Here is a 13,937-nt window from a genome sequence, read left to right on the forward strand (position 1 = left end):
ATATAGATTTAAGCACTGAAACAATAATACCAAAAAATCCAAATCAAAATTCAGCTAATAACTATATCCCCATATTAATAGATAAAATTTTATCTGATAATAACATACGTAATTTTACTGTTAACAGTTATAATTCTCAAGTTATTAAAACCATACTTAATATTTTATCTACTGCTAAGTCATATGATGAATCAGCTATTTCTGGTTATTCAACTAATGAATTTATAGAGCAATTTGATTGTATTTCTAATCAATTACTTGAATCTCAAAAAATTGCTCAAGATAAACACCATGGATTCACTCAAATAAAGAAAGGTAGTTTAATTCAATCTGTATTAGAGATAACTAATGGATATATATACCTATTAGCGTTAGTTGATCATAATAAATTCTTAGATGAAAACGACTTATCTGATAAGAATGGATTGCCATACGAAAAAGCTGCATTTAAATCAGCATTAATATATACAGATAATAGTTATAACATAGAAAAAATATCATTAACAGATAATAACCAAAAAATTTCTGAATATTGGTATGAAACTTTCCTTGATCTTAATGAGGCTAAAAGCGATAAACTTAATACTAAACATGCTCATACATTAATAGGACAAGTTATTTCTAATTGCTTAAAAACTAAATATCCTGCTGATAATTCTAACTTTAAAAATGCACTTAACTCATACTTTTTTAATAAACCAAATTTTAAATTTGATGATTGTGTAGATTTTCTTTTTGAAAATTATGAGCCTATTAATCCTAATCTAGATATTGATGTTGTAAAATCGAAAGTCAAGGATATGGCCTCTAGGGCATCCTTTGATAAATTTTTTACTATTGATAAAAAAGAAATTAAAAGCAAACTCTCACCAACATATGAGCTAAATGAAAAAATTAAATTGAAATTTAATTGTCCACTTGATAAGATTAAGGAAAAGATATATGTTATGGAAATAGATGGTGGTGAAAAAGTTCTAGCCATAGAATCCGTAGATTTAAAAATTCTAAAACAATTCAACTTTAAAAATATTAATTTAGAATAAAATGGAGGTGATGCATTTGAATATAAAAGATTTTTATACTAAGAATATTGTTTCTTCTAGTAATTTTGAGATTACAGAAGAACACGAGAATGTAAAAGAATATAGTATAATAATACAATCTAAAGACATAAATAAGATTTCAGCTGCATCACTTACACAGCTTTTTAATCTTATAGGTGCTAGAGATAGGCTTTCTTTAACTTTAACTATTGATGATGGTGATAGTTTTTTTTTAGATGATATACACTTAAGCGATGATTTTGTTGATCAATTTAAAATGTTATATAGTATAAAAGAAAATTTCTGTAAATCAAAAATAGTTATATATAAAAATACTAATAAAAATACAGTAAGTATATATGATTTAAAGTTATTTTCAAATCATTTATTTAATACTGATTTAAATGATTTATTATTATTACTTTATAACCTCAAGCAAAATAAGTCCACAATATTTGATATATTAAATACTGAGGGTATATTATTTTATTCAGATTTATTTTGTTTTAAAAGTACTGATATATTAAATACTAATACTTCTGAATCTAATAATATTTCTATAATTAAACGTGACTCAGTTTGTACTTTTCTTAGCAATGACTCTTTTGATTTTTCACCAAATGAGTTTTATTTTTCTGGTAACATAAATGATTCAAATCTTATAAAACTATTTGATTGTTTAAATGTAATATTTTCCTTTATATTTATTTTTGATGTATCTAAAATAATAAATAATGATGTATTATTAAAACTTAAAGGTTATAAAACTTCAGATTTTAAATTAAACTTTCAAAATTTAAAATCCGAAAATCTTAATAACTTTGTTTCCTATTACCCAATTGTTAATTGGATTTATAATGATGGTAATGTTATTGATAAGATTGGTATATGTAGGAACATACTATCTCTATATTTAATTAATAGTTCTAATCTTTATGTTGATAATTCAATCTTAGGAGCCATTGAATCAAATTATAGTATTTATTTAAAAGAAAATGTAGAAAAATATATAGAATTAAAATCTAAAGTTATTGAAAACTTAATTTCTATCAATCAAAATCTTAATAATATTGCTGACAATATCACTGAAAATTTAGGAAAGAACCTTTTAGCCATAATAACTTTTTTTGTTACTATAACTGTTATGAACTCATTAAATGATAAAAGAGTTGAAAATATTTTCACCGTTGATATCTCCATAATTTCTATACTATTGATAGTTTTATCTTTAATATTTTTAATTATAACTAGATTTGAAATTAATTGTAAACTCAATAAGTTAAAGACATTATATAGTAGATTTAAAGATAGTTATTCAGATATACTAGTGAAAAAAGATATAGATAATGTATTTAAAGATGATTTTTATTTTAAAAGCGATTTAAACGAAGCCAACAAAAAAATAAAGTTTTATACAATTGCATGGATAGTTATATTATTAATATTATTTATAGGAACTATATTATTATCTAGAAACTATCTAATTAAACTTCTAATTAGATTTCTTATAGGAATATAAGCACTTAGTTGATTATATTCCTATAATCTTTAAAATCATATCCTCATACATTTCTTCTTATCCGTAAGCTCTTTAAGCTATTCTTACAAAATTCCAATATAACTTTTATGTAATCCTACAAACTTGCATTTTACCAAACATATATTTGCATATTTTGTTATAATATGTCTTACTAACAACATTTTAGGGGTGAGATTATGGATGACTTATTTTTTATTGCAAACAAAAACAATATTCTCATAGAATATCATTATTTTCCTGAAAATATATTAGGTTTATATTATAAAAATGACTTATTACCACCTGTAATAGGGCTTAACAAATCTCTATTATATAATCCTAAACTACATAATTGTGTATTAGGTGAAGAACTTGGACATCACTTTACCTCTTCTGGAAATCATTTATATAAGACAACTTATCAAGATAAGCTTATTATTGGTAAGGATGAATATAAAGCCATGGCATGGGCCTGTAATTATTTAATATCAAATGATATACTTAGAAGCCTTATTAATAAGGGATACACAGAATATGAAATATGTGATTACTTTAAGGTAACACATGAATTTTTAAAATATAAATTTTATTTTCTTCGCTGTAAGGAGGTTGCTATTTAAATGAGAGGGAGTATACGAAAAAGGGGTTCTTATTGGGAATATTCTTTAGATTTAGGAAAGGATCCTATAACTAATAAACGTTTAAGAAAATCTAAGAGTGGTTTCAAAACTAAAAAAGAATGTGAGAAGTCATTAAATGAGCTTATATTCCAGGTTGAGAGTGGAGCTTATACTAAATTTGAAAAAATGAATTTACATAGTTTTCTAAACCATTGGTTAGATATTTATAGTAGTAATATAGCTCTTTCTACTAAAGAAAGATATAATCAATTAATAAATAATATTTTAGATTATGAGATAAAACTAAAAAATATTGATGATATAAGACCATTTCATTTACAAGAACTTTATAAAGATATGCTAAGAGATAATAATATTAGTCCTAATACTATAATAAAAGTCCACAGATTGCTTCATAAGGCATTTAAATGTGCTGTACAATGGCAAATGCTTTATGTGAATCCATCTGCTGTTATATCGCCTCCTAGAGCTATAAAAACTGAAATGAATGTATGGGATATGGATACTTGTATGAAATTCTTGGATTTAATAAAGGATTCTACTTTATATCTTCCTTATCTTTTGGCCATAACTTCTGGTATGAGACAAGGGGAGATAGCTGCTCTTAAATGGCAGGATATAGACTTTAAAAATGAAGTTATTTCAGTTCAGCGAGCTTTTATGAAGGTAAATAATAAGTTCATACTAAAAGAACCTAAAAGTTCTAAATCTAAGCGTTCCATATACCTATTTGATATAACATCTAAAGTTCTAGAAAATCATTTTAATACTCAAAAGAAAATAAAGAGTTTAAATAAATCCACTTATAATGATGAAGATTTTGTTTTGTGCTGGGAAAATGGTACTCCTTATAGACCTAGATACTTTAATGAGTTATTTCAGAAATCTATAAAAAAACATGAATTTCCTAAAATAAGATTTCATGATCTTAGACATTCTCATGCTACTTTTCTTCTTTCTAATAATACTAATGCTAAAATTGTTTCAGAAAGGCTTGGACATAGTACCATAAGTATTACACTAGATACATATAGTCATGTCCTTCCTAATATTCAAAAAGAAGCCCTGAAGGATGTAAATGCTTTAATTCCTATTAAATAAGTGACGACATTTTGCCGACAAACCATATATAAATATATAGTTTTATACTATATATTTACACTACCTTTTTAAAATAAACCCAGTGATACCAATAGTTCATATAGTTATGTTTAATTATATTATATACTATTTGCGACCTTCAAAACCGTGTTGTGGTGCTAAGACCACCATGGGTGGGTTCGATTCCCACATATTCCCGCCACTGATATAAAAAGCTTTAGAAAGATTTATACTTTCTAAAGCTTTTTATTTTTATTTATATATTAAAACTTCATCTAGAACCTATATATAGGGTTCCTTATCCAATATGATATACATGGATAAAGCGATTGATATTAAAGGATTTTTCACTATGTATATATTAAAATTCAATTTAGGAACCTCTATATAGGGTTTTTGATTCAAAACTTATCTTATTCACTACTTAAACTCCAAGGTTTTAAAGGAGTTAAGTACATGTATAAGTTAAGATTCAAGATAAAAACCCTATAGCTTCTTTATTAATTAAATACATTAACAAAAAAGAACCCTTAAAATATTAAGAGTTCTTTTTTATTAAACATTGAATCTAAACTGTACAACATCTCCGTCTTTCATTATATATTCTTTACCTTCTAATCTATAGCAACCTTTTTCCTTTGCTGCCGATTCTGATCCACACTCTAATAAATCATTATAAGAAACAATTTCAGCTCTTATAAATCCTCTCTCTATATCTGAATGTATCTTACCTGCTGCTTGTGGTGCCTTTGTACCTTGCTGTATAGTCCAAGCTCTAACCTCTTGTACTCCAGCTGTTAAAAAGCTCATAAGTCCTAAAAGCTTATAACTCTTTCTAACTAGTTTATCTAATCCTGTTTCTTCAAGTCCATACTCTGAAAGCATTGCCATTTTTTCTTCATCATCTAAAGTAGATAGCTCTTCTTCTATTTTTGCACTTATTATTACAACCTCTGAATTTTCTGCCTCTGCATACTCTTGAATCTTTTTTACATATTCATTCTCAAGATTTCCTTCCATTAGGTCATCTTCTGATATATTTGCTACATATAAAACTGACTTAGATGTTATTAAGAATAAAGAGTCTATAAATTCTTTTTCATCTTCTGTAGCTTCTAGAGTTCTTACTGGCTTTCCAGCCTCTAAATGAGCTTTCATGTTTTCCATTATCGCATATTCAGCTTTAGCTTTTTTGTCTCCTGATCTTACAAGCTTTAAAGTTTTTTCCATTCTTCTCTCTAAAATCTCTAAATCTGAAAATACAAGCTCTAAATTTATAGTTTCTATATCTCTTATAGGGTCTACAGATCCATCAACATGGACAACATTTTCATCACTAAAGGCTCTTACTACGTGAACTATAGCAGAAACTTCTCTTATATGAGATAAAAACTTATTTCCAAGTCCTTCCCCTTTACTAGCTCCTCTAACAAGACCAGCAATATCATAAAATTCTATAGCAGTATAAACCTTTCTCTTTGTGTTATACATTTTCTCAAGAACATCTAATCTCTTATCTGGAACACTTACAACTCCAACATTAGGCTCTATAGTGCAAAAGGGATAGTTTGCAGATTCTGCCCCTGCCTTAGTTATTGCATTAAATAAAGTACTCTTACCAACATTAGGTAACCCAACTATTCCAAGTTTCATCTATGTACATTCCTTTCCTTTTTAAGTATATCCTTTAAAATTATACTCTAGAGACCCATGTATTTCAACTCTTAAGTTAAGTTATATCTTTAAAATCATTTATAGAATATCTTAACTATAAATATATTTTATTCTAAAAGTATAATAAACCTTTAAGTAAACTTCTTATACTTCTATATAATTAATTAATAAAATTTATATTGTCATTGTTTTATTCACCTATTATAATATTCATAATATTAGTATAAATATCATCATTAATCTAAGAATATTAATAAAAGTTTATTAATAACACAATAACTCTTATGCTTAAATGTTAAATTAAGAGAACATAGAAATATTATACTAACACTAATGCAAGGAGTTAAACCACCATAGCAATGGCTTAAAGTTATTATTATGGGTGATTATTATAAAAACTTATATGCTTACTTTTTATAATTTTCAAATATAGATATGGAGGTTTTATTATGGATATGTGGTTAAAAGAAGGTCAAATTGAAGATGCTGCTATGACATATAAGATTAAGGAAACTATTTGTAGACGCAAAACACCTTATCAGGATTTAGCAATTGTTGATACCTATGCTTTTGGTAGGATGCTTATATTAGATGGTATAGTTCAAACTACCATAAAGGATGAATATGTATACCATGAAATGATAACTCATATTCCACTTTTTACCCATCCAAATCCTGAAAAAGTGTTAGTTGTAGGAGGAGGAGATGGTGGAACCATAAGAGAAGTCTTAAAACACCCCTCAGTTAAAAGGGCCGTTCTATGTGAAATAGATAATGTAGTTATAGAGGAATGCACGAAACATCTTAAAGAAATTAGTTGTAGCTTAGATGATCCCCGCTGTGAAATCTTTGTAGGTGATGGTATAAAATATGTCCATGAACATAAAAATGAATTTGACATAATAATTGTGGATTCTACAGATCCTTTTGGTGCTGCTGAAGGACTTTTTGGAGGAAGTTTCTATAAAGAAATATATAATGCCCTAAGAGCTGATGGAATATTTGTAGCTCAAACTGAATCACCTTTCTTTCTTCCTAATGTTGTAAAGAAAGTTTTTACAGATTCTAAGAATGTATTTCCTGTAACCAAATTGTTTATGGCTGCTATTCCAACATATCCAAGTGGATATTGGAGCTTTACCATTGGTTCTAAGAAATATGATCCATCACATATAGACACCTCACTAAACTTATCCTTTGAAACCAAATACTACACAAAGGATCTTCATAAAGCTTCTTTTGTATTACCAAAGTTTATAGAAGATATAATAAAATAATATTAAAGCAGGGATTTAATCCCTGCTTAATTTATCTTCTATAAAAGCTATTTCTTCTAAGGTAATATCATAAAACTTATATATGTCTTCTTCCTTAAAATTTTCTTCTAATATATAATCATGGTTTTTAAATATTTTTATGGTAAGAAGCCTATTAGGATAATACTCATATAAATAATCTCCTAATTTCTTGAGATTACATTTAACATAAAACTCATATAATCTACTATTTAAAAGATTAGTTATAAATAAAGAATTTACACTACTATCTGTTATTGTAAATCCATATACATCTGCACTAAAGTAACATCCACTTTTATCTGAAACAAATCTATTTTCTGAAGCTTTATAAGGATATATAATTTTTTCTTCATCAAAAAGTTTTTTACTTCTTCCCCATTGAAGTTCATACCACTTTCTTATATTTCTTTTACATTCTCTCCTATTTTTTAATTTTGAATAATAATTCTCTATATATTTCAATGCATTTTTATGAATATTAATATCTATATCATTAGAGTAAATTAACCATTTATCGGTATTAATCATTTCTCCATTACAAATATTACTACTCTTTATCCAAGGTTTCAAAATATCTGTCTCTATTTTATATTTTTTTATCTCAGAAGCTGTAACAATAAAAGCCTTATCACAGCCTGTTATAATTCCTTGAAAATTTTCTCCTATGTCTTTAAGGCTACAATTACTTTTATCTTCAATCTTTCTAACTATGCTCTTCTCTATAGGATTTAATATCCTCCAAAAGCATTGATGAAGGTCCTCTTTGCTAGATAACACTACATTAAGGTCCTTTTCTCTTAATATTTCATCTATAAAATTAAAATCTCTCTTTCTTATTTGATTTAGACGTGGTCTTATAACCTTAAATTTATATTCTTCTTTATGATTATAGGATAAAAATAATATAAGAGGATCTATCCCATTACCTTTAAAGGGCCTAATTCCATAAAAATCCACTATTTTTTCCACAGTATAATTATCTTCAATAAAATTTCTTATACCCTTGGCACTTTGAGACTCCATAAGATATCTTGAAAGTATTAAAGCCACCTTACCATCCTTCTTTATAAAATCTTTAGCCCTATTAATAAAACAATAGCATATATCACTTTTATTTACATAAACCTCTTTATACATGTTTTTTATTTTCTTTACATAGTCCTTGTCTATAGATTTATGTCCAATATAAGGTGGATTCCCAATAATAATATGAAATTCTTCTTCTTCCTCAGTAGTTAAAAAATCTTTAACTTTAATATTATCTCTAAAATCCTTAGCTTTAATAATATTCCACATATCTAAACGTAAAATCTTTAATGCAGTTTCATCTATATCAAATCCATATAAATTATTCTCCATTATATGTTTATATACTGTACTTTTCTGTAATTTCAAGCCATGAATTGTGTTTATATTTTCTAAATTTTTCATATAAATATCCTTTAAATAATTATAAAGCTCTATTAGAAAATTTCCGCCCCCACAACTTGGGTCCAATATTTTTATAAAAGGATTATCTACTATCATATATTCCTTAATCAAATCTTGAATCATGTAATTAACAATATTTCTTGGAGTATAAACTGCTCCCTTTTCCTTCTGATTTTTTATCATATTATTGTAAAAATCTCTAAAACTATCCTCATATTCCATAGATAATTTTTTTTTACATTCATCAATTTCACTACATATGTTAATACTATGTGTTGATAGATATATTTTATTAAAACATTCTTCAATAATTTTATCAAATTTATTCATCTAATAACTCCTAAAGCGAGGTGATTTCGTGAAAAAAATTATTATGTATACTTTAATTAGTATGCACCTATGTAGTTTACCAAACTTTTTCACTAATGAAAACAATATATCTGTAAAAACAAGTAAAACTTATGCTTATTCAGAAAAAAGTACAAAGGAATTTAACTGGTACTTTGGAATAAGAAATGATGGAAAACCACCTTCTAGTCCAAAAGAATCTAAGGATTTTATATCTAACTATGATTCCTATTATCTAGGAGATACTTCAAAAAAAGTTTTATATTTAACTTTTGATGAAGGTTATGAAAATGGATATACTGAAAAGATTTTAGATGTATTAAAAAAGCATAATGTAAAAGCTGCCTTCTTTGTGGTTAAACCTTACATAAAACAAAATCCTCATATAGTTAAAAGAATGGTAGAAGAAGGACATTTAGTCTGCAATCATAGCTCTACTCATCCTTCTATGGCATCTGTTACAGATAAAGATAGGTTCAATAAAGAATTTAAGGATGTGGAGGATGAATATAAAAACTTAATCGGAGAGGATATGCCTAAGTTCTTTAGACCACCTATGGGAAAATACAGTGAGCGCTCTCTTATGTACACAAAAGACTTAGGATATAAGACTATATTTTGGAGCTTTGCTTATAATGACTGGAATATAGATAAACAACCTGAGAGAAATAAGGCTAAGGAAACCATATTAAAACGTAGTCATAATGGGGGTATTATATTACTCCATGCAGTGTCTAAAACAAATACTGAAATCTTAGATGAAGTTATAGAGCAGTGGAAAACCATGGGATATGAAATAAAACCTCTCACAGAACTTCCTGAAGCTCCAATATTTATTCCTGAATAATGTGATAGTTGAAGTTTTATATTAAAATTTTCTTATAGGGTTTTTAGCTTGAATCTTAACTTATCCATAACTTAAACCCTTTAAAATCTTGGGGTTTAAGTAGTGAATAAGTTACGTTTTGAATCAAAAACCCTATATATGGATATAAATCATAATAGATTCTGATTCAGTTCTAGATACTATATTTATGATTAAAATAGGCTTTATTACTAGACTTATAATGTCTTTAGTAATAAAGCCTTATTTTAAAATTTAAGCTTTTTTAGAACTATAGTTCTATGATTAATATTCCTCTAAATAAAATAGCAAATCTTAGGCTATGTTAAAAGTACATATATTAAGTGAGCTGATATACCGGCGAACAATCCACCTATAGTATGACTTAATATAGCCTTTCCTGTTAACTCTCTACATTTTAAAGAATCCATCATAGCTACATGAGTGCTTAGATATCCGCTCCAGCACATTCCCATAGCTGTAAATACAGCTATTTCATTTCCTCCTATAATCCCCTTTGAAAGAAAATCCGGAACTAAGCTAATGGCAGCTCCAACAGCACCTAAGGATGTTATTGGAAAAGCTATAGCCTCTGGATTCTCAAATCCTAATAAAGGTTCTAGTATAAATGATAGCTTTTCTCCAATCCAAGGAAGAAGTCCTATACCCTCACCTACTGCTCCTGTATAACCATTTGCAGATGGTCCATTAGTAAGTATAAGTACAAAGGTACAGATTATTAAAACTCCTGGTATAATTGCAAGTCCAAGATCTACCCCCGTCTTACCCCCATCTAGCAAGGATGATAATACTCTACCTCCAATGGAGCCTTCTCTTATTTCTCTTGTATCTAACAAGTTTTTTTCTAAATTATGACCTTCTACAGCCATTTCCTCTGTTCCAAAGTATTTTTTAGTAAAGATTTGCATTATCCTAACACTTATTATACTTCCAATTATAGCTCCTAAATCTCCAATTAAAGCAGCAAAAATTAAATTTTCCCCTGTAGGAGATTTTTGTGCCATCATAAAAGCAGTTACTATAAGTCCCATACCAAAAGAAGTACCTAGATTAGTTAGAGAAGGTATTTGATATTTTTTAAAATATCTTCTAAATCCCTTATCATCAGCTAGGGTTATTATAGCTGGATTATCTGATAAATAGGTAGTAACTATCCCTAGAGCTGAAGCTCCTGGCAAATCATATAGTGGTTTCATAAATGGTGATAGTACCTTATTTATTATAGCTATTACTCCAAATTCTGATAATAAAGAAGCTATTGCTCCTGCTATTACTGCAATAGCCAAAATAAAGAACACCGTATTAAGTAAAAGATCATGGGCAGTATTCATTATGGTATTAATCATATTTACTGCCCCCATTTTAGAGCCTATGAATGTAAAGAAAGCTATAAAAAATACTAAACATAAAACTCCTTCTAGTCCAATGGCTTTTTTCACTCTCGTACTACTCATTGATTTCACCTCTTAAGTTTATATATTTTCTTTAGCTTATATATTTATAAACCTAAAGTTTTTCTTCAGTGATCTTTAATATTTCATCTCTCTTTAAAGCACCATCTTTTACTATATTTTCACATAATTCTTTTAAAGCCTTCTTTTCCTCTTCTTCTTTAACAGATGATAAATTTATCTTTACATTTAATACTGCACTTTCTATAGCAGCTTGTATAAATAATGCAGCAACCCCCGCATCAGATACAGCATTTATATTTCCATATTTAGCTGCAACATAAATTATATCGTAAGCCTTAAATCCTTCCTTTGCTAAGGTAAGAGGAACTTCTAAAGCTTTTTTATAGCTTTCATCAATTTTTTCCTTTCTTAAAGCCTTCTCTTCATCTGTATCCTTAGGCATTTTAAAGGCTTCCATTACCTTTAAGAAAGCTTCTGTATCCTCTTCCATTAATCTTAAATAACTATCCTTAAGCTCATTAGCCTTTATTAGGTTCTCATCTATTAATCTTTGAGTGGCCTCATCATATTCTCTATAAACTTTTTTACCTACAGTTAAATTAAATACCATACTAGCTAAAGCTCCTCCTAAAGAAGCTCCTAAAGCTGCTACGCTTCCACCACCTGGTGCTGGTGAATTTGAAGCTAACTCCTCAATAAATTTATTAACTTTTAAATCTGATAACATAAATAAATTCCTCCTTATAATTTTAATTCTACAACAGCTTCTACTGCCTCTAATATTTGTCCATTTTCCAATAAAGCTGTGCACTTTTCTAATTCATCATACATAAGTTTATCTTCATTTATAAAATCTATGTGACTTCTTACTACTTTATAAGCCTCATTTGTTCCTTTTCCTAAGGATAAACCTTTTCTAAAATCAATGCCTTGACAAGCTGCTAAGATTTCTGTTGCTAAAACTCGTCTTGTATTTTTTATTATATTTAAAGCCTTCCTTGCAGCTATTGTTCCCATACTTACATGATCTTCTTGATTAGCAGAAGATGGGATAGAATCTACAGATGCAGGATGACTTAAAATCTTATTTTCTGAAACCAAAGCTGCTGCTGCATATTGAGTTATCATAAACCCTGAATTTAATCCTCCATTAGAAGTTAAGAAAGCTGGCAAATCATTTAACTGGTGATTTATTAGTCTTTCTAGTCTTCTTTCAGACACATTTGCCATTTCAGCCATAGCTATTCCTAAAAAATCAAAGGATAATGCCATAGGTTGTCCATGAAAATTCCCTCCTGATATAACATCTCCATTTTCAAAGACTATAGGATTATCAGTTACAGAATTAATTTCTATATTGATCTTCTCATTAACATAATTTACAGAATCCTTTGATGCTCCATGAATTTGAGGTATACACCTTAAAGTATAAGCATCTTGAACTCTTATCTCTCCTTGGGAGGTGAGGAAGGTACTCTCCTCAGTTAATGCTAATATATTTTCTGCTGTATTTATTTGCCCTTTATGAGGTCTTATTTTATGTAGCCTTAAATCAAAGGCATTTCTAACACCCCTTAATGCTTCTAAGGTCAAAGATGCAGCAATATCACTAAGTTTTAATATATCTAATGCTTCTTTTAAAGCAATTACTCCAACTCCCGTCATAACTTGGGTTCCATTTATAAGAGCTAATCCCTCCTTATAGGTAAGCTCTATGGTATTTATACCAGCTCTATCCATGGCATCTTTTCCTGAAATCATCTCTCCCTCATATTCTGCAATTCCTTCTCCAATCATTGGTAGAACCATATGAGATAAGGGTGCTAAATCTCCTGATGCCCCTAGGGACCCTTTCTCTGGTATAAGTGGATGAACATTATTATTTAACATTAATAGAAGTGTATTCAAGGTTTCCATAGATATTCCAGAGTGACCCTTACATAACGCATTTATTCTAAGAAGCATTATAGCCCTTGTTATATGCTTTGGAAGAAACTCTCCATATCCACAAGCATGGGATAATATTAAATTCTTTTGAAGAGTTTTACATTGATCCTTAGATATAGCCACATCGGAAAATTTTCCAAAGCCAGTGGTTATTCCATAAACTATCTTTTGGTCCTTTACTATATCCTCAACAATTTTTCTTGATGCTTTTATCCTCTCTACTGCATCCTTATGAAGCTCTGCTTTTACACCTTTTACTGATACACGGAAAATATCCTCTAAAGTTAAGTCCTTACCATTTAACACTATCATTTTATCCATATTTACCCCCTATATATATAATTACCTTAATTATTCTTTTATATATAAGGGTTTTCCTTCATAAATTCCTCTTTAAATTGTCAGAATTTATTTACTATTTCATAACTTTAAGATGATAAAACTTTAATACAATCTTAATTGATAAAAAACTAACAATCTTATTGTAAAACAATTTTTATTATTTTACAACAAATTCACCTTCAATCTGTTTTAATTATTTCTAGTATTCTATGCTGTAGTATATTTTTTTTAGATTATTTAACTTATTTAAATTTTAAAAATATTTATTAATTTGTATATGATTATTTATATATTTTTCTAGTTATTTTAATAA

At 27.9% G+C, this 13,937-nt stretch carries 11 protein-coding genes; 6 read left to right on the forward strand and 5 right to left on the reverse strand.

Annotated features, from left to right (window positions below):
* The 4 genes from AB2369_RS05815 to AB2369_RS05830 all read left to right on the forward strand — a co-directional run.
* On the forward strand, positions 1–1,043 hold a 1,043-nt coding region (locus AB2369_RS05815), incomplete at its 5' end, for a hypothetical protein (protein ID WP_367665534.1).
* 16 nt (positions 1,044–1,059) lie between these two features.
* Complete coding sequence (locus AB2369_RS05820) at positions 1,060–2,562, forward strand: hypothetical protein (RefSeq protein WP_367665535.1); 1,503 nt, start codon at positions 1,060–1,062, stop codon at positions 2,560–2,562.
* Positions 2,563–2,759: 197 nt separating this feature from the next.
* Positions 2,760–3,182 carry an ImmA/IrrE family metallo-endopeptidase gene (locus AB2369_RS05825; protein ID WP_367665536.1) on the forward strand — a complete coding sequence of 141 codons (423 nt, stop codon included), beginning with the start codon at positions 2,760–2,762 and terminating at the stop codon, positions 3,180–3,182.
* Positions 3,183–4,304 (forward strand): tyrosine-type recombinase/integrase, encoded by a 1,122-nt coding sequence (locus AB2369_RS05830; RefSeq protein ID WP_367665537.1) that lies wholly within the window; start codon positions 3,183–3,185, stop codon positions 4,302–4,304.
* Between the two features lie 555 nt (positions 4,305–4,859).
* Here AB2369_RS05830 and ychF read toward each other — a convergent pair.
* Positions 4,860–5,957, reverse strand: a complete 1,098-nt coding sequence (ychF, locus tag AB2369_RS05835; protein ID WP_367665538.1) for a redox-regulated ATPase YchF — start codon at positions 5,955–5,957, stop codon at positions 4,860–4,862.
* A gap of 470 nt (positions 5,958–6,427) precedes the next feature.
* Here ychF and speE point away from each other — a divergent pair, with 470 nt between their 5' ends.
* Positions 6,428–7,255, forward strand: coding sequence for a polyamine aminopropyltransferase (gene speE, locus AB2369_RS05840; RefSeq protein ID WP_367665539.1), 828 nt, complete (start codon positions 6,428–6,430; stop codon positions 7,253–7,255).
* A gap of 15 nt (positions 7,256–7,270) precedes the next feature.
* Here speE and AB2369_RS05845 read toward each other — a convergent pair whose 3' ends face one another.
* Positions 7,271–9,037: an N-6 DNA methylase gene (locus AB2369_RS05845; protein WP_367665540.1), complete on the reverse strand. Its 1,767-nt coding sequence runs from the start codon at positions 9,035–9,037 to the stop codon at positions 7,271–7,273.
* A 61-nt stretch (positions 9,038–9,098) separates the two neighbouring features.
* Between AB2369_RS05845 and pdaA the strand changes: the two genes are divergently transcribed.
* On the forward strand, positions 9,099–9,902 hold the full coding sequence (pdaA, locus tag AB2369_RS05850) for a delta-lactam-biosynthetic de-N-acetylase (protein ID WP_367665544.1): 804 nt from the start codon (positions 9,099–9,101) through the stop codon (positions 9,900–9,902).
* A gap of 317 nt (positions 9,903–10,219) precedes the next feature.
* On the opposite strand, the gene AB2369_RS05855 is transcribed toward pdaA, so the two are convergent.
* Genes AB2369_RS05855 through hutH form a run of 3 tightly spaced genes read right to left on the reverse strand, consistent with a single transcriptional unit; the run spans position 10,220 to position 13,603 of the window.
* Positions 10,220–11,374: a hypothetical protein gene (locus AB2369_RS05855; RefSeq protein WP_367665541.1), complete on the reverse strand. Its 1,155-nt coding sequence runs from the start codon at positions 11,372–11,374 to the stop codon at positions 10,220–10,222.
* Positions 11,375–11,426: 52 nt separating this feature from the next.
* Positions 11,427–12,062 (reverse strand): cyclodeaminase/cyclohydrolase family protein, encoded by a 636-nt coding sequence (locus tag AB2369_RS05860; protein ID WP_367665542.1) that lies wholly within the window; start codon positions 12,060–12,062, stop codon positions 11,427–11,429.
* A 14-nt stretch (positions 12,063–12,076) separates the two neighbouring features.
* Positions 12,077–13,603, reverse strand: a complete 1,527-nt coding sequence (gene hutH, locus AB2369_RS05865) for a histidine ammonia-lyase (protein WP_367665543.1) — start codon at positions 13,601–13,603, stop codon at positions 12,077–12,079.
* Positions 13,604–13,937: the final 334 nt, after the last annotated feature.

This window comes from Clostridium sp., assembly GCF_040797585.1.
Taxonomy (GTDB): Bacteria; Bacillota; Clostridia; order Clostridiales; family Clostridiaceae; genus Clostridium_Z.